The organism is Flavisolibacter tropicus (assembly GCF_001644645.1).
Lineage (GTDB): Bacteria > Bacteroidota > Bacteroidia > Chitinophagales > Chitinophagaceae > Flavisolibacter > Flavisolibacter tropicus.
In genome coordinates, this window is sequence record NZ_CP011390.1 from 4,974,381 (window position 1) to 4,998,298 (window position 23,918).

The window sequence follows — 23,918 nt, forward strand, 5'->3', positions numbered from 1 at the left end:
AAGCTTTCTACAAAAGTCCCACGCGAGTGGGACTTTTTGTTTTAGATAGGAACCGATATTTGCAATCGCTATGACTAAATTTTTGATCGTTGGGCTGGGGAACATTGGAAATGAGTATGAAAATACCCGACATAATATTGGCTTTGATGTAGTAAACGCCTTTGTTCGAAAGCATGGAGGTAGTTTTCAATCCGACAGACTGGCCTATAAAGCCGAAGTTCGCTGGAAAGGAAGACTGTTTATTTGTATTTGCCCAACCACCTACATGAATCGTAGCGGTCAGGCCTTGAAATACTGGCTGGACAAGGAAAAGATAGCAATAGAGAATATTCTTGTAATAGTAGATGATCTGGCCTTGCCATTGAGTAAACTACGCCTGCGCCCAGGTGGTAGTGATGCAGGCCATAATGGCCTGAGAGATATACAAGCCATGCTGGGTACAACCGAGTATCCAAAACTTCGTTTTGGTATTGGTAGCAATTTTGCAAGAGGTAGACAGGTTGATTTTGTGTTGGGGAAATGGACACCGGAAGAAGTGCCTTTGGTCAAACTAAAGATTGATAAAAGTGCTGAAGTTATTGAGAGCTTTTCCACAATTGGAATAGCTGCTACCATGAATGCAATAAATAAGATTGATTTTTCGCTATGAGTAATAAAGGTTTATACTTATTTTAGCGCTATTCTGTATCCTGTTACCATTTTAGGAAATCCAATCTCCCCCCGAAAGCCGATATAACGGATGAACAACGACACCAAGTAAGTATCCGATCATATCTAAACACCTTAATTATTATGAAAATATTCTGCGTCGGAAGAAACTATGCGGCCCATGCACAAGAGTTAGGTAATGCAATCCCAGATGAACCTGTGATATTCATGAAACCCAAAAGCGCACTACTTCAGTCGCACACCCCCTTTTACTACCCGGAGTTTACCAATGAACTACATTACGAGTGTGAATTGGTACTGCGTATTTCTAAGAACGGAAAGTACATTCAAGAGAAGTTTGCCTCTAAGTATTACGACGCCGTCACAGTCGGTATCGACTTTACAGCCCGCGACATACAGAATGAATTAAAGGAGAAAGGCCTGCCTTGGGAAAAAGCTAAAGCCTGGGACAATTCCGCTGTTATTGGTAAATGGATCCCATTGCCCAATATAAAAGACCGTAGTAATATCAACTTCACCTTACTTAAAAATAAAGAGATAGTGCAACAGGGAAATTCCAAAAACATGCTGCACAACTTTGACTACATCGTGTCTTATATCTCCAACTACTTTTCTATTAACATTGGCGACCTGATATTTACAGGCACACCCGCTGGAGTAGGAGAGGTAGTAGTAGGAGATGAGTTGGAAGGCACTATGGAAGAGGAAACGCTACTCAATTTAGAGGTTAAATAATTCGGACGATTGCTAGCTAATGAGCCGCCTTGTTTGAAGGGCGGCTTTCTTTTTATCGCAGATTGGTTAGAATAGCTGCAAGCTATACGCTACAAGCTGCACGCAAACAGCCCATTCACCATCAACCACTGTCTTTCCTTCTGTGGACTGTCGTCTGTGGACTGTTGACTTTTTCTCCCAGCTCGCAGCTTTTCCTCCCTTCTTCCTTCCTTGTTCCTTGTTCAATATTCCTCTCTCTTTTTCATCCAATTCCAAATCCCCAATTCCGTCTCCCTTCCTCCTTCATCATTCCTTGTTCCTTGTTCATTATTCCCTTCCTTGTCAACTTCTCAACTTGTTAACCCTCATCAGCTAATCTTCACATCAGCTAATCAGCTAATTCCCTTTCCTCTTTCTACACTTTTATCTCCTAGCTTCACCTAAATTTGCGGCCTTAGCTATATCGGATGGATAAAAATATATTGTTAGAGACGTACCGGCTAATGTATAGTGTGAAAGTAATGGCCGAAACCTATGAAGCAAACCGGCCTATTACTAAGTATGTACATTCTACCTCCCGCGGGCATGAGGCCATTCAGCTGGCTGCCGCTTTTCAGTTGAAACCGCAGGATTGGGTAAGCCCTTATTACCGCGATGAGAGCCTGTTACTGGGCATGGGATGGACACCTTACGAGCTAATGTTGCAACTGTTGACAAAGGGCGACGATCCATTTACAGGGGGCAGAAGCTATTACTCGCACCCCAATTCACTAGCAGACGATAAACCCAAGATCATTCATCAAAGCAGTGCTACTGGTATGCAGGTTATTCCTACAACCGGCGTAGCACAGGGTATTCAATATAAAGAACACGTCAAAGGATACTGGACTAACAACGATGAAGAAAAACCAGTAGTCATTTGTTCATTAGGCGACGCCTCTGTAACAGAGGGCGAGGTGAGTGAAGCCTTGCAGTTTGCTGTATTGAAAAACCTCCCCATCATCTATTTAATACAGGACAATGAATGGGGCATCAGTGTAACATCGGCAGAAGGCCGCGCCATGGATGCTTACGAATATGCAGAAGGTTTTAAGGGATTAAATAAAATAAGGGTAGATGGGACCGACTTTGCCGCATCGTACGATACCATGCGTAAGGTGGTAAACCATGTGCGCGAACACCGCAAGCCTTGGCTGGTACATGCCAAGTGCTCTCTGTTAAACCACCATACCAGTGGTGTACGCAAGGAGTTTTACCGGACAGATGAAGACCTGGCTAAGCATGCTCAAAACGACCCGCTACCTAAGTTGCGCGAAAAGCTGTTGAATTCAGTAACAGAAGATGTTGTTCGTGTTATAGAAGAGGAGGTAACCGCTACCATTAAACAGCAATTTGACAAGGCGGTGGCGGCAACAGAGCCTGATCCTTCAAAGGTGGGCGAGCACGTATTTGTGCCTACACCCATAACAGAAGAGAAGGGCGAGCGCCAGCCAGCAGGCAAAGACAAGGTGATCATGGTAGATGCCGCTCTGTTTGCCATCCGTGAGCTGATGGAAGAAAATCCAGAATGCCTGCTTTACGGCCAGGATGTAGGTAAGCGCTTAGGTGGTGTGTTCCGCGAGGCGGCTACGCTGGGCGACCAGTTTGGTGATCAACGAGTCTTCAATACCGCTATTCAAGAGGCCTATATCATAGGCTCAACAGTAGGTGTAAGTGCAGTAGGACTGAAGCCGATTGTAGAGGTACAATTTGCCGATTATATCTATCCCGGCTTTAACCAGCTGGTAACCGAAATATCAAAATCCTGTTACCTGTCTTGTGGTAAATTCCCCGTATCTACTATCATCAGGGTGCCCATTGGTGCCTACGGTGGGGGCGGCCCCTACCACAGCGGTAGCGTAGAAAGCACCCTGTTAAGTATCAAAGGAATTAAGATTGCTTACCCTTCCAACGCTGCCGATATGAAAGGCTTGATGAAGGCAGCCTATTATGATCCAAACCCGGTAGTAATGCTGGAGCACAAAGGCCTGTACTGGAGTAAAGTGCCAGGTACCGAAGATGCTAAAACCATTGAACCATCCCGCGATTATGTGCTGCCCTTTGGTAAAGGAGCTGTAGTGCTCAAAGCCAGCGAAGAGGCTATAGAGAATGGGGAAAGCGCTTGTATCATTACCTATGGTATGGGCGTATACTGGGCAAAAGCGGCTGCCAAATTCTTCAATAACCAAATAGAAGTGGTAGATCTGCGTACGCTGTTCCCATTAGATGAAGAATTGATCTATGCCACTGTGCAGAAGCATGGTAAATGCCTGATATTAACCGAGGAGCAACAAAACAACTCTTTTGCAGAGGCCCTGGCCGGACGCATTTCCAAGAACTGCTTCCGCTTCCTCGATGCCCCTGTGGATGTATTGGGTGCCCTGAATCTACCCGCCGTTCCATTGAACATGGGACTAGAGGCAGCCATGCTGCCCAATGCAGAAAAAGTAAAAGAGCGCTTGGTGCAGTTGTTAGGGTACTAGTGCAAGCCACTGCACGCCCCCGCCCCCTAAAGGGGGAGAAGGCCATGCTTCTGGGAACCACAGAGGCAGGGAGATCACAAAGGGGCACAGAGAACAGTAAAGAATAAACTCTCTTACAAATAAAAAAAGCACTCCCTAGGTTGGAGTGCTTTTCTATTTTATGGCAATAGTGCTTTGGGAAACTCTTACACGTTTGGCGTCATTCCCTCCTCCTTATAACCTGCCTGCCAACCATAATGACTCTGGCATTTGTCATCCAGAGCGATAGCGAAGGATCTCAGAGACTCGCATCTAAGATAAGTTTGAAATATGTAAGGCCTTTAGCTGTCATGCTGAACTTGTTTCAGCATCTGATCCTGCCTAAAAGGAAAAATAAGTACATTTAAACTCTTCGCTTTGAGAGCAGTTTCAGCTCTGATTATTACGACTTTATTTTAGGATTAATGGAGGCTGGTAGGGGAAGAATAATGAACAAGGAACAAGGAATGATGAATATAGAAGGGAGGAAATGTTCAATGCTCAATTTTCGATACTCAATGTTCAATGAAGAGAGATGGAATTGGGAATTAGGGTATTGGGAAGAAGGAGAAAGCCCGGCTCGTGAGTGGTGAGTGGTGAGTGAGGAAAGCTGCAAGCGATACCCTTCAAGCGGCAAGCCGTGAAAAGGGCGCTTTACGCTGCATGGGGGACCGCAGCTGACGCAGATTGACGCAGGGGGTTTAATGATATTAGAAGTGGCCTACATGTGTATAAATAAAGGGGGCGAAAGGTTTTGAAAGGGGAAGTTGGAAGTGTAAGTTTGCTAAAATATTTAGTATAGTTATTGGTTGTTAACCACTAACGATTCACTTTTTAACCCGTACACCATGGCAAAACAAGTAGGCCCCGTCTTCATTACCGGCACCATTGATGGCATCATCTTCTATAAGTTAGGAGATACCTATTACCTGCGTAGCAAAGGGGATTATAAAAGCGCTAAAATGATGCGCAAGGATCCTAACCTCAAACGTACCATGGCCAATGCCGATAGGTTTGGCGTAGCCGCCAAAATGGTGAAGCGCGTGTACTACCGCCAGCTGCCAGGGACCGTGCGCAAACCCGGGTTGTTTGCCAGGTTAACTGGCATGGTCAATAAGTGGTTGTACCAGGGCCATACAAAAGAAGAAGCACAGGAACTGCTGATGGCGCATTGTAAAAGACTAGTAGAGGGGAGTGTAATTGCTACGCCTAAAAATAGTAGTTCACCTGATGTAAATAGTACAGCCATAAAATCGCCAAATAGCCAACCTGACATAGCTCTACCAACAGTGGCACCTGCCACGAAAATGCCTGTCCTGTCTTCACCACCCAAAGTGGTAAAACAGGCGCGATACCTACTGAAGAGGAAGGTGAAAGCCAATGGTAGGCTACAGGTACCAAAGCCATCGGTTAATGAAAGCGCTAGACAACATGAATACAGGTATGGGAACTATGAAGTTTGCCATGCAGAAAACTATCGAAGGCGGAAGTTTCATAGTGCGTATATGTCTTTCAGTTATACAACGTAATAACGCCAAGTGCTAACAGTTAAAGATAGGGGCTAAGCCCCAGCGTAATTGTTTATGGCATGATGTAATAGGTCTGCTGTATTTACCCCAAACAGTCCCCGCTAAAGAAAATTTTTAGTAGGTAAGTGCAGCCTGCTAACAGGCTACATTACAGGGCTTACTTGCCAATAGGATCCATCTACGTTAATGCTTAATGAGCTATTATTACTTTAATGCCCTTTTCTTCGAGCTGTGCTACAATATCAGCTGGAACAGCGTTATCGGTAATAATGTAATGCACCTGGTCCAGGCCGCAAACTCTTCCCAAACCTCTTCGGCCAAACTTAGAACTGTCTGCTAAAATGATCACCTTTTGCGCAATGTGGATCATTTTCTGGTTCAGGCTGGCTTCTGTTAAATTGGTGATTGATAAGCCAAATTCTAAGTCAATGCCGTCAACACCTAAAAAAAGAATGTCGCAGGAAATATTGCTTAATAACAGTTCCGCAAAACCGCCTGCTGCTGAGGCTGAGCTTTGATGAATAATGCCACCCAATTGCAGCACCTCTACATTGGGACGGTTGTGTAACTCCAAAGCCACTTTGAGAGCAGGCGTAATAACGGTTAAGTGTTTAAATGGATGAAGACTGCGGGAAAGCTCAAATACCGTTGTGCCCGATCCAATAAGAATGGAGTCTGTTTCGTTGGTAAATGGTAGCGCCGCTTTGGCTATTTTTATCTTTTCTTCAATTTTAATGAATTCCTTTTCATTGATGGGTTTCTCTATTGTGTAGGGGTTAGATATAGAGCCGCCACCTTTTGTTCGGAAAAGCAGGTTGCGCTCTTCAAGGATTTTTAAATCCTTACGAATGGTTACACCGGAAACCTGGATATCGTCACTTAGCTCCTGAATATCTACACGTCCATTCTCTTGTAATTTCTGAAGAATATATTGGTGTCTGTCGGTAATGGTCATTATAAGAACAGTTTGTTTTGGTTAATAACAAGATAAGGAATAGGCCACATTTTTAAGAAGTAGCGAAAAGGTAGAGGGTGCTTAATCACGTGGCTTAAATTTTCTTTAATCAAATATAAAACTAAACCGATAAAAATGAAAGCTTTAGCTTTCAAAAGCTTTAAAAATGTTTATTTACATTTAAAAATATTTAAAAAACATTTTCTTTTTCTTAAAAATGTTTGTAAAATTGAACCACGAAATGCATAAACTGCTTTTTGATTCTTGTGTATAAGCTCTTGGGGTGATGGAATTCAGGTGCTGCATTTTATAGCCTTTACGATTTTCTAATTACCCAATAAGATCGCTATATGAATTATTCTTGCTTTTCCAGCCTTTGTCTTGTTCCCTTTATTCTATATGGTAGCAGCTCAGCATTACTAATGGAAATTTAATCTAGTATAAACATATAGTTAACAATCATCAACTAACATCGCTCGGATAATTAACAATCATCAACTAACATCTCCAGACGTATGAAATTGATTGCTTTCATCAACCAACAACCGCTGCCATCTACTGCGCGTAAGTGGCTCAGCAGGCTTTGCCTGATTCCAAAACTGGTAACAGCGCTGCTCTTCTTTTTTTTAGTACTGGCTAGTCCGGTAAAAGCCAAAGGCTTCTTTCAGCAACGAGAAGTGAAGGGTAGGGTAACCGACGAACAAGAAAAGCCTTTATCCGGTGTAAGCATCAGCTTGAAAGGATCTAGTATTGGAACAACCACCAATGAAAACGGCGAATTTGCTATTACGCTATCGTCCGGTAATGGAGTGTTGGTTTTTTCAAATGTTGGCTTTGCAGAGCGCGAGGTAACAGTAAATGGACAATCAGTATTGAATCTATCACTTAAAAGAGATGTGGCCAATCTGAATGAAGTGGTTGTGGTGGGGTATGGCACACAAAAGAAGGGCAACTTAACCGGCTCTGTTGCTGTTGTTAATAGTAAACAATTGGAGAGACGGCCCAATGTTTCAACTTCTAATGCATTGCAAGGGCTTGCTCCAGGTGTAACCGTTACATCGCAAACGGGTGCTCCCGGCGGCGATGGAGCGCAGATCCGAATCAGAGGCATTAATTCCTTTGGTGGTTCCAGTAGTAACCCGCTAGTAATTATTGATGGTGTAGCCGGATCGCTGGATGATGTGGATGCGAACCTGATAGAATCGATTTCTATTTTAAAGGATGCGGCTTCTTCCGCTATATATGGTTCCAGGGCGGCTAACGGCGTGATATTGATCACTACCAAAAGAGCTAAGGATAAACTGTCAATAAACTATAAAGGGTATGTGGGAAGACAAATGGCAACGGCCATTCCAGAAGTAACAGATGGTTTAACCTACATGCGTGTGTTCAATGACGCCAGCATGAATGATAATGGCATCAAAATCTACAGCGATCAGGACATTGAGAAGTTCAGACAGAAGTATGCTGCTAATCCATCTAACTACGATTGGCAGGATGCCATATTGCAAGGTAGCGGGTTAACGCATAGTCATTTTATTTCTGTAATGGCAAACAGCGGAATCGTTCGTGCTGTTCCATCGCTGAGTTATGTAGACCAGGAGGGCATCATTAAAAACACCAATTTCAAGCGCTATACATTTCGTAATAACCTGGATATAACGCCTAGCAATAAGTTCAATGTCAAGTTTGATGTAGCTGTTACAAACAAGGACCGCTTGCAAATTGCAGATGAAGGAACCATCTGGAACTATTTAGGACGAATGCCTACCAATATTCCGATTCGCAACGCTGATAAGTGGTCTGATGGATGGGTGAAAGTTAACCCTGTTGGTTATATTGCCGATGGTGGAAACCGGAAAACAAATAACCTGGAATTCTGGGGCAACCTGAGTCTTAATTATAAGCCTGCCGACTGGTTATCCCTTTCAGGAATGGTGGCACCTCGCTATTTGACACGTAATACACATGCTTTTACAAAAAGTGTAATGACGTATTATGAAGATGGATCAGAAGCTGGTGCTGCTAACACATTCACCGATCTATCAGAAGCAGCCTACAGATATTTCTATGGCACTTATCAATTCCAGGCCACAGCTCAAAAAAGTTTTAAGGATCACAACTTCAGTGTAATGGCTGGAACGTCAAGAGAAACCTATGATGAGAAACTCTTGTCAGGTTACAGAAGAGATTTTCTGTATGATACTTACGAACAACTGACAGCTGGTGCAGACAACGCCACAAAAGATAATAATGGTACGCAGAACCAGTGGGCATTAGTATCTGGCTTTGGCAGGTTCAATTATAACTTCCAGGGTAAGTACTTGCTGGAAGCTAATTTAAGATATGATGGTACCTCACGTTTTATCGGAGACAATCGTTGGGCGGCCTTCCCTTCTTTTTCTGCAGGATGGCTTGTATCGAATGAGTCTTTCATGAACAATATCAAACCTATTGTGAACATGCTTAAGATCAGGGGCTCCTGGGGTAAGTTAGGTAACCAGAATATCGGTTCTTCTTACTATCCTTTCGCAGAAGCCTTGACTTTGGGTAGTGTTTCCATGGGTGGAAATATTTACCAGATGATCACGCAAACAACGCTATCAAATCCTGATCTACGTTGGGAAGAAACCGTAATGAAAGGTGTGGGTATAGATGCCAGCTTGTTTAATAAATTATCTGTCACATTGGACTGGTATGATAAAACAACAGATGGCATTCTGCTGAAACTAAATACTTCGCAACTGACCGGTCTTGCTTCTCCTTACCAGAACGCTGCCGTGGTAAGCAATAAAGGTTGGGAGGTTTCTACACGGTATGATAACAAGTGGGGTGATTTCCAGCTGGGCGTAGGACTGAATTTATCCGATGTGAAAAACAAGATTGTGGATATGAAAGGTCAGTCATCCGGCGACTTGTTACGTCAGCAGGAGGGATATGCGATCAATTCCATTTACGGTTATAGAGCCGATGGTTTTTACCAGACACAGGAAGAGATCAACAAAGGCCCTGTACAGATTGGAACCTTAAAACCCGGGGATGTTAGATATGTAGATATTGCAGGTGCTGTTGATGCAAATGGTAAATCTACACCCGATGGTAAAATTACAGATGCCGATAAAGTGATTATTGGTAGCACTATTCCGCGCTATACGTATGGTGGTAATCTGGACCTGGGATGGAAGGGCATACGTTTGAGCACGCTTATTCAAGGGGTAGGTAAAGTGGATGGTTATTTGAACTCGCATTATGTGATACCAGCGGCTAACTCAAGCTCAATCAAGCCTTGGCAGTTGGATTACTGGACCCCAGATAACAGGGATGCTGCCCTGCCTAGAGTATCCATTACATCTACCAACAATACGCAGAACTCTACTTTATGGATGCGAAGTGCTGCTTACTTACGTGTGAAGAATATTCAATTGGGTTATGAACTACCAAAACGCTTATTAGGAAAGGTAGGTATGCAAAGCGCATTTATTTATGTAAACGGACAAAACGTATTTACAAGTACCAAATTCTACCAGGGATACGATCCTGAAATTAACTACAATGCCGGTGCATCAGATGGTGTGTCATTAGGTGGTGGTAATTACTATCCGCAGGTTAAAGTATTCACATTTGGTATTGATATAAAATTCTAAGCAATGAAACGATTTAATAAGATATATAAAATAGCTCCACTAGCGTTAGGCTTAACATTGGTCTTATCTTCTTGCAGTAAAATAGATCGTTCCTCGCTGAATGGTCCGTCAACAGGTACATTCCCCGCTAATGCGAAAGAGGCAGAAATGGGATTGTATGGCGCTTACCAATCTTTAAGCGTATTAGATGCTTCAAGCACCCCCATCTGGCATGTAATGGATAATATTACCGATATCGGTTATGCCAGACCCGGTACCAATTACACGTCACCTATTACGAGTGCCCTTACAACGGATAATGCATTGGCTGTTAAACCCTGGGAAGTGCACTACCGGAGCATAGCCCGTTGTCACTCCGTTTTGGATAACCTTGAACGAATAAAAGGTGCGATGGCCGATCCGGCATATAAGCAACTGGATGCTGAATTACGTTTTATCCGTGCTTACTGCTATTCACAACTCATCGAGTTGTATGGCGATGTCCCTTTGCTGAAGTCTTCTGTTGATTTAAGTAATGCCAATGTTCCAAGAAGTCCAAAGCAAGAGATCGAACAATTTTTGATTGATGACTTAACAGCTGTTGCGGATAACCTCCCGGTATCACAGGCACAATTTGGCCGTGTCAGAGCATCGCGTGTAGCGGCCTATATGCTTAAGGCAAGGGTAGCGCTGTATGCAAAGCAATACCAGGTAGCCGCTGATGCAGCCAATAAAGCCATTAGCTTGGCTGGCTCCCAACATGATCTAACACCATTCAACAGTACGATCAATTTTGTTGGAAAAGATCACACCGTTGGTGAGCCTGATGTATCAAATATTTTTGGACATCAGGGGTTTGCAACCAGTAAAGAATGGATCTGGATTGCAGAATACAATAAGGCTGTACCTGGCAATACGCATAACCAACAATACTATTCGGGATCAAGATTGGGGAAAGGGGTTTGTTACTGGGGACCCACACAGGATCTTATCAATACGTTCCAGGCAAAAGACGGATTGCCTATTACAGAGTCTCCATTATACGACGCATCGAAACCGTTTGAAAACCGAGATCCACGTTTGGACATGTACTGCGTACGTCCGCACGCCCGCTATTTAGGCTACCAGTTTGAACCGCAAACAAGTTTTTCAACTGTGAAGAATTACTGGCCTGTTATCAATGGACAAAGTGGTACCCCTTCTTCAGTAGCGAATGCGGATGCTACAAATGCTTTCCGTTCGTTTAGCGGTTATCTGTGGCGTAAGCACGTAGATCTTGCTGATTTTGCCTCCACTTCAGTGAGCGGGGTATCCGATTTAGATGTTGGTATCTTCCGTTTTGCAGAATTGTTATTGATCTATGCCGAGGCAAAGATTGAAGCCAATAGTATTGACAATACTGTATATGATGCGATCAACCGTATACGCCGCCGCGCGCAAATGCCTGATTTGCCTGCTGGTTTGACACAAGCGCAATTACGGAAAGCGTTACGCTATGAGCGCAAAGTAGAATTGGCCAATGATGGCTTAAGATGGTATGATCTGCGCCGTTGGGGAATTGCAAACACTGTAATGAATGGCTTTTTATACTTGAACCGTGATGCAAAGGCCTGGACAAAGCAAGTGCTGACAGGGTTTGATGATAGCTATACGCCTATTTATAATCAAACAGAAGCTAAGAAATATTTCACTACCCAGGACGTAGTTTATAAGGTAGGTAAAGATGAAAGATGGCCGGTTCCCAAATCAGAAATGGATGCGAACAATAAGCTAGTGCAGAATAACGGTTACTAGTAGTTGCTATCACGCAAAATAAGCTTATAGAAAACAAGTCTTGTCATTATCCCGTGCTGTTGGGATTCAGGAATGCCACGGTTGCCACGGGTTGTTAATGCCTGTAAAGGCAGCTGATAACCGTGGCATTCCTCTATATAATAAAATTTTAACAGGCTCTATCCCGTGAGCTGTTGGGATTCAGGAACAACCCCTGAGATAAAACTGGAGGAAAGGAATGAGAAAACCGAACAAAGGATTTTTAACGCCGGAGCGGAGAAGGTGGTTTATAATAGCCGTTATTTTCATCGCTATCATCTTCAATTATATGGACAGGCAGATAGTATCCATTCTGAAGCCTATCCTTAAAACAGAGTTCAATTTGAATGATGAAGGTTATGCGGTTATTATAAACCTCTTCACGATCTGTTATGCAGTAATGTATCCCGTATCAGGTTGGCTGGTAGATCGATTCGGCTCCCGGTTGGTCATGTTCTATGGGATCATTGCTTGGTCATTGGCCTGTATTGGTGGCGGACTTTCCCGAACGGTAGGACAATTTGGCTTCTTCAGGTCTATGTTGGGCATGGCGGAGCCTACCAATTTCCCTGCGCAACTGAAAGTAGTGACCATTTGGTTTTCAGGAAAAATGCGTGCAACAGCAAATAGTTTGTGCGTGGCCGGTAGTTCTATTGGCGCTATCCTGGCGCCACCTGCCGTAGCCTGGCTGGCATTGACATTTAGCTGGCACACCGCATTCATTGTATTAGGGGCTGTAGGTTTACTCATCGCTATTTTATGGAAGGTGATCTACCAGGATCCACCGCCACATATAGCAGCCGAAGCAATTGGTTCAACCGCTACTTCTTCGCAGGAAGCCTTTAAGTGGGGACAGTTGTGGAGAACAAAAAGCCTATGGGGTATTTTACTGATCCGCTTTGTAAGCGACCCGGTTTGGTACTTCTGTTTATTCTGGTTGCCCGGTTACTTGCAGGAGAAGTCAGGGCTTACCCTGGCGCAGGTAGGTATGTTTGGTTGGATACCTTTTTTGGTGGCAGACCTGGGTGCCATTGGTACTTCTGCCTGGTCTGACTCCATGGTGCGCAGAGGGCAGCAACCCCTAAAGGCGCGTAAGATCATGTTGTCACTTATCGGTGTATTAGCTCCCTTATGTGTACTGACACCCTACCTTCCCAATGCAGCTTCTACACTGGTTGTTTTTAGCCTGGTGGCAGTAGCCTGCCTTAGTTGGTTGTTTACAGTTAGTGTAGTGGTAGCAGAAGCTTTCCCTGTAAAAAATGTAGCTAGTGTACTAGGTATAGCCGGTGGATTTGGTGCCGTAGGTGCAGTTCTGTTTAACTATTTTGTTGGACAGTTCATTGGCACCCTGGGTGCTGAAAAAATATTTATCGCTATGGCCTTTATGCATCCAATAGCTATTGTGGTTCTATGGACTATGGTGCGGCCCGAAAAGCCATCTAAATCAAATACAGAAGTGTCGGTTATGGACCAACCGCTGGAAGTAATTACTCAATAATAAACACCAAATCATAAAATAGACTCAATGGAAAATCAAACAAAATATATTAGCGAGCCATCCAAAACATTGGCCGTTCGTAACGAAGTGGATGTATTGGTTGTAGGTGGTGGCCCTGCTGGAATTATTGCTGCTCAGGCTGCTGCAGAAGATGGTTTGAAAGTAGCCCTGATTGAAAGCCGCAGCTTTGTTGGAGGTAATATGACCATTGGCTTGCCTATACTTGGTTTCCTGGGTCAAAAAGGGAACCAGATCATTAAAGGGTTGCCCCAAAAGTTGATAGATCGTCTAAAGCAAGTGGATGCAGCCAGTGAGCACAGACCTTGCCCGTTGCATATGAGTCTTACGTTAGTGGAGCCAGAAGCCGTAAAGACAGTGGCGCTTGAAGCATTGGTGGAGAGCGGTGTAGAGGTATTGTTTTATTCTTTCTGTGCCGGTGTGGTAATGGAAGGCGATGAGCTGAAGGGGATCATAATTGAAAGCAAGGCGGGTAGGGAAGTTATACTGGCAAAGGTGATCATTGATTGTAGCGGCGATGCGGATGTAGCCTTTAAAGCTGGCGTACCCTGCGAGTATGGTAATGAGCAGGGCGGTGTACAGCCTCCAACGCTGATGTTCTGCCTGGGTGGTGTAGATACAGAGCAATTACGTTTGAGCATAGCCGAAGAACCAAGGACCTACCTCACTGATTTTATACCAGCTGAATACTTTGGCCAGAACAACCAGTTTATTGTGGTAGGCTTGCGGAAACTGATGCAACAAGCCCAGGAAGAGGGTTACAAGCTTCCCGTAGAAAGAACCATTATAATTACAGGCTTGCGCAAAGGGGAAGTATGGATAAACATGACACGTGTTAATGGTGTTAATGGAACCGATCCGGGCAGTTTATCCTTTGGGGAGATAGAGGGAAGACGCCAAATTGAAGAAATTCAAAAATACCTGATCAACTATGTCCCGGGTTTTGAAAATGCCTATTTCGTAAAAACGGCTCCCTTCTTAGGTATTCGTGAAACGCGTCGCATTGTAGGCCAATACACGATGACCCAGGAAGATATCTTAAGCTGTAAACATTTCGATGATGCCGTAGCTGTAGCCAGTTATCCTTTAGATATTCACCATCCGCAAGGAGGCGGCTGTACACTGGTATGGTGTGGCGACTGTTATGATATTCCTTACCGTTCCCTGATTCCCCAAAAAGTAAAGAACCTGATTGTGGCCGGTAGATGTATATCTACTACGCATGAAGCCATGTCAGCGATTCGGGTAATGGCGCCTTGTATGGCTATGGGCGAGGCTGCCGGACGTGCTGCAAAGATGGCGGTGCGTGAACAAGTGCAGCCGGCCGATATAAATGTTCAAAAGTTGCAGCAGGAGCTACAAAGTAAAGGAGCTTACCTGCGTATTGGGCAGGAAGAAGCAGTAACACTTGGTTAATCATTCGTTTAAGGGAAATACAGGCGGTTCACAAGGCCAATGTTTCTCCGAACTCTAAAACATCTGACTTGATGAAAAATAAAATGGAAGGTTCGTCCAGAAGAAAATTCGTTAAAGGTCTTGGTGCTGCTGCCTTGTTGCCGCTACTGCCCAAGTTCTCTCTTGCCGGAGATCATTATTCAGAAACGGCTGATGCATCCCGGCACAGAGTGCTCACATGCAACATTCGCGTGGCCCTTCCTGAAGATGAAGCCAAAGGACTGGGATGGCCGCAACGAAAAGATATATGCATCGACGTGATCAAAAAGTATAAACCGGATATTCTCTGTCTGCAAGAAGTGTTGAAGGTGCAGGCTGCTGATTTTAAAAAAGCATTTCCCGCCTATCAGCTTATTGGATTTGATGGACCAGAAATGGATGCCCATCCAGAGGGTTACCACGGCATTGCAAAGAATCCCATACTCTATGATACCCGGCGATACGAGCTGATAGCAGCAGGTACGTACTGGCTGTCTGAGACACCGTTGGTGGCCGGTAGTATGTCGTGGGATACGGCCAGGGCCAGGCATGCCAATTGGGTGCGCCTGAAAGAAAAGAAGTCTCAGAAAGAATTTCGTGTGGTAAACCTGCACCTGGATCATGTTTCAGAAAAGGCAAAGGTTGAACAGACAAAGATGGTAGTAGTAGAAAGCGCTCAATACCAACCTGATTTTCCACAGATACTTACAGGCGATTTTAATACAAGATTTCAAAGTAAGGTATTTGAGTCCGTACGCGGTGATGGCTGGAAAGAGAGCTACGAAACAGTATATGGAGAAGTAGAAGCCGGGTATACTACCCACGAATTCCAGGGTGCTAATTATGAAAAAGGTGCTTCTAAAGGACGAATTGATTTTGTCTGGTACCGGGGAGGCGTAAAGCCGGTAGATGCTGTAATTATAAAGGATGCTGTTAATGGCAAATATCCCAGTGACCACTACTTTATGCGTGCAGATTTAGTTATTGAATAAAATGTTCCTGATGACAAAGCGGTTTATTAGTAGTGTACTCTTGTTTTTAATAGCAGCGAATCTTTCTTATTCCCAGGAGAAATACCAAAAACCTGTACTGGAGCAAAAAGGTTCCTGGTCGTTGATCATGGTGCCTGACCTTCAGAATTATGCGAAATGGGGAAGGAACCAGCCCTTAATGGATCTGATGACAGCGTGGATCGTTGACAATATCGATTCATTAAATATTAAGATGGTGATGGGGGTAGGCGACCTGGTAAACAACGATGAAAAGATCACCAATGATTATGACGGTGATCAAACAACGCTAAGCCAGTGGCAGGCCGTGTCAAAAGCTTTTGCCAAATTGGATGGCAAGGTGCCCTATATTGCTGCAACCGGCAACCATGACTACAGCATAGATAGAGAGGGCAACCGTACCTCTCATTATAGTGAATTCTTCACTATCGATCGGAACCATTTGAACCAGAAAATACTGGTTCAAAATTCAAGGAATGAACAAGGCAAACCAACGCTGGAAAACGCAGCTTATGAAATTAAGGGATTAAACGGGAAGGACTACCTGTTTATGACGGTGGAGAATGCCCCAAGAGATACCGTTTTAACATGGGCAAAAAAAGTGGCAGCACTGGAACAATATAAAAATCACCGGGTCATCCTATCTACGCATGAATACCTGAATACAAAGGATGTTCATACCAATGGCGAAATCACCTGGCTGTATTGGCAACCGTATAACATTAACAATCAGATTCAGAAATCTCCGCGAATTAAACTTCCAGACGCCACTAATGGGAAAGGAGTTTGGGAAAAGCTGGTGCAGCCTTCTTCCAATATTGAGTTAGTGCTATGCGGTCATATTTCTGGTGAAGGCTACAGAAGTGATATCAATAAAGCTGGAAAACCCGTTCACCAGGTTCTCTTTGATGCGCAATCAATGGGTGGCGGTCACTTGGAGGGTAATGGAGGGGATGGCTGGTTAAGAATATTGGAATTTTTCCCTGATGGGAAAACAGTAAAAGTGAAAACATTTTCCCCTTTATTCGGCATATCACCTACAACACAAAAGTTTGCCTGGAAAAAGGACGCCAGGAATGAACTCACCATCAAGTTTGATTAATAGAATTCAATGCTACCAATAAGCGCATACTGATTTGAGAAATGGTTTTAATGTAAGGCCTGCTGAGACAAATGTTTTAAAACAGGCTGAATCATGTGGAGGTGTGGTCTGTGCTGTCAACTTCATAAACAACATTTTAAAAAACTATTACTATATATGATGACCAACAACACCCTAGCAAATAGAGCCGGCATCGCTCCATCACTCTTGTATGGTTACCTGGGTATATTAATATTCATGATGGGCGATGGCATGGAAGTAGGATGGTTAAGTCCTTACCTGATTGAACGAGGTATGAGTGTACAGCAGACGGCTACACTTTTCTCCGTCTATGGAATAACGATAGCGGTTTCTTCCTGGTTCTCCGGTGTGTTGGCGGAGTCGTTTGGCCCTAAAAAAACAATGACCATAGGTTTATTGTTATACTTACTTGGAACGGCTGTTTTTATTGGTTTAGGCATACAAGAGTTAAACGTGCCGGTAATGTTAGGATCCTATGCCTTGCGTGGTTTTGGATATCCTTTATTTGCCTATTCCTTCCTGGTTTGGATCTCTTATGCAACGCCTAAGAGCCAGTTGGGTAGGGCAGTAGGTTGGTTCTGGTTTGTATTTACCGGTGGGTTAAATGTACTGGGCGCCTTTTACTCAAGTTGGGCCATTCGTGAATTAGGTCAAATTAATGCATTATGGAGCGCTGTCCTTTGGGTGGTAATAGGGGCCCTTTTTGCACTAGTACTTAACAAGGCAAGATTTGAAAAAAGAACATCCTCGCAAAATCATCTTGGCGAGCTGTTAAAAGGCTTGACCATTGTTAAGCAAGAGCCCAAAGTATTGTTGGGTGGAATTGTTCGCGTCATCAACACCACGGCGCAATTTGCCTTTCCTGTTTTCCTGCCTACCTATATGGATGCTCATGGATTCTCTACAACGGAGTGGTTGTATATCTGGGGAACCATTTTTACAAGCAATATTTTATTCAACCTGGTCTTTGGTTTTGTAGGAGACCGGCTAGGTTGGCAGAAGACGGTTCAATGGTTTGGTGGTGTAGGATGCGCGCTTACCACTTTATTGCTCTTCTATATACCGCAATATGCTCCTGGTAATTATTGGACTGTAATGACAGCGGGAATTCTGTGGGGAGCTTGCCTGGCTGGTTATGTACCGCTTTCTGCATTAGTGCCTTCATTGGTCACAAAAGACAAAGGTGCTGCTATGGCTATACTTAACCTTGGGGCAGGACTGGCCGTATTTGCAGGCCCTGTTGTCGTAGGGTTGTTTATTGGTCCAGTAGGCGCAGAGGGTGTGATCTGGATATTGGCCGGCCTGTATTTAGTAAGCGCTGTGCTTACCCAATTTATCACTTTACCATCTAAGAAGGAAGTAGCAGTGCCACAGGTGAAGCCTCAATTAGTAACCGCTGTAGAAAACGGGTAAATGTTGAATCTCAAAATAACCGATACCAATAGTACCTATAAGAATACAAAAAGAAAAACACTGAATATAGATAATACGATCTAAACACTTAATACATGAAAATACTAGTAACAGCACCCTATAACGAAAAAGGACTTCTAGCGTTGAAGGAGAGTTTTGGTGAAGTGATCTATAGGCCATGGAAAGTAAACGATAGAGCCTATAATGAAGAGGAACTAAAAGTATTATTATATGAAACAGAAGCCGAAGCCTTGATCACAGAGCATGATCATGTAACGGCAGAAGTGATTAACGCCAATGCTCACCTGCAGTTTATTGGTGTTTGTCGCGGTACCCCTTCCAATGTGGATCTGCAAGCAGCTACCAGGCATGGGATTCCTGTATTTTATACACCAGCCCGCAATGCACAAGCTGTTGCTGAAATGTTCATTTCAAATGTCATTGTTTTTATGCGGCGTACGTTGCAGGCCCATGATTGGCTATTGGCCCGTAAATGGGACAATGGCGCTCATACATCGTACTTGGAGTTTAAGGGCAATGAATTGGCTGGTAAAACGATAGGCATGATAGGGTTTGGTGCTATTGGGCAATTGATAGCCCGCCTGGTAGAAAACTATCCTTGTCATATCCAATACTTTGATCCTTATGTAAATCCATCTACATTTCCTAACTATAAAAGCTTGTCGCTGGAAGAAGTATTCAGTTCTAGTGATATAGTATCGGTGCATTTGCCCGTAACGGAAGCTACAAAAGGAATGATCGATAAAAGCCTGTTTGACAAGATGAAGAATGATGCCATCTTTATCAATACGGCACGCGCTGTAGTGGTTAACCGTAATGATCTTTACAATACCCTGAAGGAAGATAAGATCAAAGGAGCTATATTGGATGTGTTTGATAATGAGCCACCGGATGAATTGGATTATAAGATCATAGATTTACCCAATGTATTGGCCACGCCGCATATTGCAGGAGCCACTTTTGAAGTGGAAGACCATCATGTAACCATATTGAACGAGGTATTGATCGATTGGTTCGCTAATGGAAATAAAACAGTTAACCGGTTGGCCAACAAAGACATTTTATCTACACCTATTGAATTCGAATCAAAATGACACAAACACAAGTAGCTTACCTGGTAGTAGATATAGGCACCGGGAATGTTAGAGTTGTTATTGTAAAACAAGACGGAACGATCATCGGCGAGGCCAGGGCAGACATTCAGTATAAGCGGGATCAGTTATATCCCGACTCTATTTACTTTGAACCGGACCAGCTATGGCAACAATTAGTACGCTTAGGCCATGAAGCGTTGCAGCAGGCCGGCTCTGTAACCATTAAAGCGGTTACGGCTACCAGCCAGCGAGAAGGTATTGTATTGATTGGTCAGCAAGGTGATTCATTGATTGGCCTGCCTAATATAGATCACCGGGGGCGTGAATGGGAAAGTAGGATCGCTGATAAAAGTCGCGTATACCAGCTCACAGGACGGTTCCCTACCTCATTGTTTTCTGCGTTAAAGCTGGTAGGTATACGGGAGCGGAGAGATACTATATGGAGTCAGCTTTCCTTCTTTCTAAGTATTAGTGATTGGGTAGAATACATGTTTACTCAGAAAGCTACCTATGAACATTCACAGGCATCAGAAACATTGCTGTTTGATGTGGCTGCTAATACTTGGAGTTCAGACTTGCAGTCATTGTTCAATATGGATGCTTCGCTCTTCCGGCCCTTGCAGGCATCTGGCAGCATAACCGGCGATATCTTAAAAACAGTGGCTGAAGAATGGCGTATTTCCACTTCAGCCATAATAGTAAAAGGTGGTGGTGATACACAGCTGGCTATTAAAAGTACAAAGCCTTCTGTGGAAGATGTGGTTATTGTTTCAGGTACCACTACACCCATTGTTAAGTTGGTAGATACTTACGTGACCGATAGTGAAGAAAGAACCTGGACTAGCCGCGATATTGAACCGGGCCGCTTTGTGTTTGAAGCAAATGCAGGAGTAACTGGGTTGAACTACCAGCGGTTAAAAGAGGTTTTTTATCCCAATGAAAGTTATGATGTCATTGAAAAGGAGCTGGCGGCTAATGGCCATATTAGTTGTACGGCATCGTTAGGCTCATTGGTTGCTACAGAAAAAGCACCTGTTATAAAAGGTGGGTTTATTTTCCCGGCACCTGTTTCACATGAATTGACCCGTAGTTGTTTTGTAAGGGCTACCTTATTGGATATCGCCTTCTCTATAGCAGAAAACTACCAGGTATTGAATGAGGTTTCACCACATCACCTGGACTATATATGGGCTTGCGGTGGTGGAATGCAAAGCCGGAGTTTAAGGCAATTACTGGCCAACATCATTGGTAAGGCTGTGAAAGTGCGCAAAGGTTTTCAGCAATCTTCAGCAGTAGGGGGTGCCCTGTTGTGTAATGAAGCCTTGAAAATCAGCAGCACCCAGCTGAATGATTCCGTGGAAACTATTTTACCACAAGACCAGGAGCAGTTCAAAGAACTTTATGCAGATTGGAAACGAACAAGAAACTTTTTCAGCCAAACTAGTTGACAAGAAAAGAATGCAACCATCCTATTTTATTGGAGTCGATATTGGAACACAAGGCGCCAGGGTCGTATTAGTAAATCAAAACGGCATCATGGTTGGTTCAAAGGAGGAGAGCTTTCCTTTAAATAACCAATCAAGAGAAGAACAGTCGCCTGAATTATGGTGGTCTTCCTGCCTTACTTCTCTTCGTGCTTTGTGTTATGAACTAAAGCCGGTTATTGATTTGTCTCACGTCAGGGCAATAGCCGTTACGTCTACTTCCGGCACTATTATCCCCTTAGATAAAAGCAATCGGCCTTTGCATGCAGCTATTATGTATAGTGATCCGCGATCTGTGCAGGAGGCCAGGCTTTGCAAAGCAGCTGCCAGTACCTCTGGATCAATGGGCTTTACTGCATTTAATGCTTCCTGTGGGCTGTCAAAAATGGTTTGGTTTGTAAATAACTTTCCGGAGAAAGCAAGCCAGCTGGGAATGTTCATTCACGCAGCCGACTATATCACAGGTCAGTTAAGCGGCAATTTTAAAGTAACCGATTATACAAATGCACTCAAATCGGGTTATGATATTGTGCAACTCCAATGGCCAGATTTCATTACAAAAGCCTTGCCTATAAAACCAGAATGGTTGCAGGAGGTGGTGCCTACCGGTGTTTCGGTTGGTTGCCTAAAATCCGAACTCGCTGAGCAACTGGGCTTGTCTGACAAGATTATCATTACGGCAGGAGTGACTGATGGCTGTGCCTCACAAGTAGCCTCAGGAGCAGTAAAGCCGGGGGATTGGAATACAACGATCGGTACTACATTAGTTATTAAAGGTGTTACTGCCAAGGAAGTAAAAGACCCAACAGGTGTACTTTATTGCCATCGGCACCCGGAAGGATACTGGATGCCGGGTGGGGCCAGCAATACAGGTGCCGATTGGGTAAGCCGTTTATTTGGGCAGTCCGACCTGAATGAAATAAATGCAGCAGCTGCGAAATTAATACCAACAGGACTACTAGCTTGGCCCTTGCTGCAGCAAGGTGAACGTTTTCCTTTTGTGGCACCTGATGCCCAGGGGTTTGCTCCTGAGGAGTTATCAGAGGCAGAATTGTTTACCGCCTATATGGAAGGCGTAGCCTATATCGAACGCTATGCCTATGAAAGAATACAGATGCTCTCTGGTGAAACCATTCACCAAGTGTATACAGCTGGAGGGGCCAGTAACAGCGATGCATGGCTGACCATCCGAAGTAATGTTCTCGGCGTCCCTGTATACAAAATGCAGAGTGTTTCAGGCGCTGCAGGCGCCGCTATACTAGCTGCATCAAAAACCTATTACACCTCTTTGTCGGAAGCTGCCGGTAATATGGTGCAGGTGCAAAAGATTGAAACACCCGACAAGGATTTAGTAGACCAGTATGATCAAACCTATACCCAATTTATTAATACCCTAAAACTAAAGGGTTATATACCCGAGTAGCTATGCTGACGATTTATTTATTGAGACACGGACAAACTGCCTGGAATGCAGATAACAACCGGTATTGCGGACGTACAGATATACCGCTTACTGAAACGGGTATCCGGCAGGCAGAAACAGTTCGGGAACAATTAGCAGGCATTGACTTTACTGGAGTGTATTCATCTCCTTTGCAAAGAGCGCATATTACAGCAAAACTGGCATCTGGAAGCAAAGTGATAACCGATGAACGCCTTATTGAAGCTGACTTTGGTAATTGGGAAAACAAAACAAAAGAGGAGTTCATTTCAGAAAGGCCAGAACTTTGGCACAGTTGGATAAAAGACCCAGCAACAGCAAAAGCCGGGGGTACCGGGGAATCTGGAATGGATGTGGTTTTACGTGTCGATAATTTCTTTAAAGAACTGAGGTCTACCTATACTAGCGGCAACTTTTTAGTGGTGGCTCATAATGGCGTTAATCGTTTGTATATGGCGTATAAGCTGGGCATGCCTTTGTGCAACTACCGTCAATTGGTGCAGAACAATTCTTCGGTTACGCAATTTACACTGGATGAAAAGGGAGTATTTACCCTTGAATACCTTAACTCGAAAATACGTTAACAACTATGGGCCGAATAAAATGGAGTCTCTTTGCTGTTAGTATTCTATTTATTAGTTATGAGGGAGCAGCCCAAAAGATGCATTCCCTTAAAGTAAATAGTGAGAAGGAGTTGCACCAGTTTTTCCGGCGTACAGGCAAAGACATCCCTATCATTAGCGGACACCGCGGGGGTAAGTTTAAAGATTACCCGGAGAACTCTATTGAAGCATTGGCGTATACCTTACAACACACACCTGCTTTCTTTGAAGTAGACCCACGACTCACAAAGGATAGTGTTGTTGTTTTATTTCATGATGCTACATTGGACAGAACATCTACCGGTAAAGGCAAGCTTTCTGACTATACCTGGGAGGAAGTGAAACAGCTAAAGCTAAAAGATAGTGAGGGAAATATTACGCCCTATCGGATTCCAACGTTGAAGGAGGCTTTGCTATGGGCCAAGGGCAAAACCCTGCTCAACCTGGATAAGAAAGATGTGCCACCGGAGATGATCGCTAAGATCATTGATGAGAATGACGCAGCCGCCCATGTATTGCTGACTGTACATAATGTAAAAGATGCCCGTTTTTATTACGAGCATAATAGTAACTTGATGTTTTCAGCTCATATCCTGAAGCCAGAAAGCCTGCAGGCTTTTGAAAGTTCTGGCATACCTTGGTCTAATATTATGGCTTATATAGGCCCTAACCTGACAGCCGAGAATAAAATGATCTTGGATGATTTGCATGCACGTAATGTGAAGTGTATGATTGGCACCGGCCCTTCTAATGACAAATTAAAAGATCCGGCAGAGCGAATGAGCAGTTACCAGGAGCTCATCGCTGGAGGCGTTGATATTATTGAGTCCGACCTTCCTATCGATGTGGCCCATGCGCTTTCTAAGCAAACGACTAAGAAAAGTAAAAGAGCAAAGAAAGGGTAGAGGGACAGGGTGTTCAACCTGAAAAGAAAAACC

At 43.9% G+C, this 23,918-nt stretch carries 17 protein-coding genes; 16 read left to right on the forward strand and 1 reads right to left on the reverse strand.

The features are described 5' to 3' along the window. Positions 1-70: 70 nt before the first annotated feature. The 4 genes from pth (at position 71) to SY85_RS21340 (ending at position 5,452) form a co-directional block, all read left to right on the forward strand. Positions 71-649 carry an aminoacyl-tRNA hydrolase gene (pth, locus tag SY85_RS21320; protein WP_066407455.1) on the forward strand — a complete coding sequence of 193 codons (579 nt, stop codon included), beginning with the start codon at positions 71-73 and terminating at the stop codon, positions 647-649. 143 nt (positions 650-792) lie between these two features. Next, positions 793-1,404, forward strand: coding sequence for a fumarylacetoacetate hydrolase family protein (locus tag SY85_RS21325; RefSeq protein WP_066407458.1), 612 nt, complete (start codon positions 793-795; stop codon positions 1,402-1,404). Positions 1,405-1,850: 446 nt separating this feature from the next. Then, complete coding sequence (locus tag SY85_RS21335; RefSeq protein ID WP_066407469.1) at positions 1,851-3,905, forward strand: alpha-ketoacid dehydrogenase subunit alpha/beta; 2,055 nt, start codon at positions 1,851-1,853, stop codon at positions 3,903-3,905. Between the two features lie 866 nt (positions 3,906-4,771). Continuing rightward, positions 4,772-5,452 (forward strand): hypothetical protein, encoded by a 681-nt coding sequence (locus SY85_RS21340; RefSeq protein ID WP_066407472.1) that lies wholly within the window; start codon positions 4,772-4,774, stop codon positions 5,450-5,452. A 190-nt stretch (positions 5,453-5,642) separates the two neighbouring features. On the opposite strand, the gene SY85_RS21345 is transcribed toward SY85_RS21340, so the two are convergent. Beyond that, complete coding sequence (locus SY85_RS21345; RefSeq protein ID WP_066407474.1) at positions 5,643-6,407, reverse strand: DeoR/GlpR family DNA-binding transcription regulator; 765 nt, start codon at positions 6,405-6,407, stop codon at positions 5,643-5,645. A gap of 515 nt (positions 6,408-6,922) precedes the next feature. On the opposite strand from SY85_RS21345, the gene SY85_RS21350 reads away from it, so the two are divergent. The 12 genes from SY85_RS21350 (at position 6,923) to SY85_RS21405 (ending at position 23,885) form a co-directional block, all read left to right on the forward strand. Then, a complete protein-coding gene (locus SY85_RS21350) occupies positions 6,923-10,051 on the forward strand; it encodes a SusC/RagA family TonB-linked outer membrane protein (protein WP_082886641.1) in 3,129 nt (1,042 codons plus the stop codon). Between the two features lie 3 nt (positions 10,052-10,054). Continuing rightward, positions 10,055-11,824 (forward strand): RagB/SusD family nutrient uptake outer membrane protein, encoded by a 1,770-nt coding sequence (locus SY85_RS21355; RefSeq protein WP_066407476.1) that lies wholly within the window; start codon positions 10,055-10,057, stop codon positions 11,822-11,824. A 217-nt stretch (positions 11,825-12,041) separates the two neighbouring features. Continuing rightward, positions 12,042-13,340, forward strand: a complete 1,299-nt coding sequence (locus SY85_RS21360) for an MFS transporter (RefSeq protein WP_066407477.1) — start codon at positions 12,042-12,044, stop codon at positions 13,338-13,340. Between the two features lie 27 nt (positions 13,341-13,367). Further along, positions 13,368-14,774, forward strand: coding sequence for an FAD-dependent oxidoreductase (locus tag SY85_RS21365; protein ID WP_066407480.1), 1,407 nt, complete (start codon positions 13,368-13,370; stop codon positions 14,772-14,774). 71 nt (positions 14,775-14,845) lie between these two features. Further along, positions 14,846-15,784: an endonuclease/exonuclease/phosphatase family protein gene (locus SY85_RS21370; RefSeq protein ID WP_226998932.1), complete on the forward strand. Its 939-nt coding sequence runs from the start codon at positions 14,846-14,848 to the stop codon at positions 15,782-15,784. A gap of 10 nt (positions 15,785-15,794) precedes the next feature. Further along, positions 15,795-16,904, forward strand: coding sequence for a metallophosphoesterase (locus SY85_RS21375; protein WP_082886642.1), 1,110 nt, complete (start codon positions 15,795-15,797; stop codon positions 16,902-16,904). 156 nt (positions 16,905-17,060) lie between these two features. Continuing rightward, a complete protein-coding gene (locus tag SY85_RS21380) occupies positions 17,061-18,338 on the forward strand; it encodes an MFS transporter (RefSeq protein WP_099459403.1) in 1,278 nt (425 codons plus the stop codon). 95 nt (positions 18,339-18,433) lie between these two features. Further along, positions 18,434-19,453 carry a 2-hydroxyacid dehydrogenase gene (locus SY85_RS21385; RefSeq protein WP_066407486.1) on the forward strand — a complete coding sequence of 340 codons (1,020 nt, stop codon included), beginning with the start codon at positions 18,434-18,436 and terminating at the stop codon, positions 19,451-19,453. Continuing rightward, positions 19,450-20,901, forward strand: coding sequence for an FGGY-family carbohydrate kinase (locus tag SY85_RS21390; protein WP_066407488.1), 1,452 nt, complete (start codon positions 19,450-19,452; stop codon positions 20,899-20,901). Before SY85_RS21385 ends, SY85_RS21390 begins: the two co-directional genes overlap by 4 nt. Continuing rightward, on the forward strand, positions 20,855-22,360 hold the full coding sequence (locus tag SY85_RS21395) for an FGGY-family carbohydrate kinase (RefSeq protein ID WP_226998933.1): 1,506 nt from the start codon (positions 20,855-20,857) through the stop codon (positions 22,358-22,360). Before SY85_RS21390 ends, SY85_RS21395 begins: the two co-directional genes overlap by 47 nt. Positions 22,361-22,362: 2 nt before the next feature. Then, positions 22,363-22,962, forward strand: a complete 600-nt coding sequence (locus SY85_RS21400; protein ID WP_066407491.1) for a histidine phosphatase family protein — start codon at positions 22,363-22,365, stop codon at positions 22,960-22,962. A 5-nt stretch (positions 22,963-22,967) separates the two neighbouring features. After that, positions 22,968-23,885, forward strand: a complete 918-nt coding sequence (locus tag SY85_RS21405) for a glycerophosphodiester phosphodiesterase family protein (RefSeq protein ID WP_066407494.1) — start codon at positions 22,968-22,970, stop codon at positions 23,883-23,885. The last annotated feature ends 33 nt before the right edge of the window (positions 23,886-23,918 follow it).

What these genes read in the sequence shown, in the direction of transcription:
- pth (WP_066407455.1), top strand. Translation starts at nt 71, where the DNA reads ATGACTAAATTTTTGATCGTTGGGCTGGGGAACATTGGAAATGAGTAT.
- SY85_RS21405 (WP_066407494.1), top strand. Translation starts at nt 22,968, where the DNA reads ATGGGCCGAATAAAATGGAGTCTCTTTGCTGTTAGTATTCTATTTATT.
- SY85_RS21345 (WP_066407474.1), bottom strand. Translation starts at nt 6,407, where the DNA reads ATGACCATTACCGACAGACACCAATATATTCTTCAGAAATTACAAGAG.
- SY85_RS21400 (WP_066407491.1), top strand. Translation starts at nt 22,363, where the DNA reads ATGCTGACGATTTATTTATTGAGACACGGACAAACTGCCTGGAATGCA.
- SY85_RS21395 (WP_226998933.1), top strand. Translation starts at nt 20,855, where the DNA reads ATGCAGATTGGAAACGAACAAGAAACTTTTTCAGCCAAACTAGTTGAC.
- SY85_RS21325 (WP_066407458.1), top strand. Translation starts at nt 793, where the DNA reads ATGAAAATATTCTGCGTCGGAAGAAACTATGCGGCCCATGCACAAGAG.
- SY85_RS21350 (WP_082886641.1), top strand. Translation starts at nt 6,923, where the DNA reads ATGAAATTGATTGCTTTCATCAACCAACAACCGCTGCCATCTACTGCG.
- SY85_RS21340 (WP_066407472.1), top strand. Translation starts at nt 4,772, where the DNA reads ATGGCAAAACAAGTAGGCCCCGTCTTCATTACCGGCACCATTGATGGC.
- SY85_RS21380 (WP_099459403.1), top strand. Translation starts at nt 17,061, where the DNA reads ATGATGACCAACAACACCCTAGCAAATAGAGCCGGCATCGCTCCATCA.
- SY85_RS21355 (WP_066407476.1), top strand. Translation starts at nt 10,055, where the DNA reads ATGAAACGATTTAATAAGATATATAAAATAGCTCCACTAGCGTTAGGC.
- SY85_RS21390 (WP_066407488.1), top strand. Translation starts at nt 19,450, where the DNA reads ATGACACAAACACAAGTAGCTTACCTGGTAGTAGATATAGGCACCGGG.
- SY85_RS21335 (WP_066407469.1), top strand. Translation starts at nt 1,851, where the DNA reads ATGGATAAAAATATATTGTTAGAGACGTACCGGCTAATGTATAGTGTG.
- SY85_RS21360 (WP_066407477.1), top strand. Translation starts at nt 12,042, where the DNA reads ATGAGAAAACCGAACAAAGGATTTTTAACGCCGGAGCGGAGAAGGTGG.
- SY85_RS21375 (WP_082886642.1), top strand. Translation starts at nt 15,795, where the DNA reads ATGACAAAGCGGTTTATTAGTAGTGTACTCTTGTTTTTAATAGCAGCG.
- SY85_RS21370 (WP_226998932.1), top strand. Translation starts at nt 14,846, where the DNA reads ATGAAAAATAAAATGGAAGGTTCGTCCAGAAGAAAATTCGTTAAAGGT.
- SY85_RS21365 (WP_066407480.1), top strand. Translation starts at nt 13,368, where the DNA reads ATGGAAAATCAAACAAAATATATTAGCGAGCCATCCAAAACATTGGCC.
- SY85_RS21385 (WP_066407486.1), top strand. Translation starts at nt 18,434, where the DNA reads ATGAAAATACTAGTAACAGCACCCTATAACGAAAAAGGACTTCTAGCG.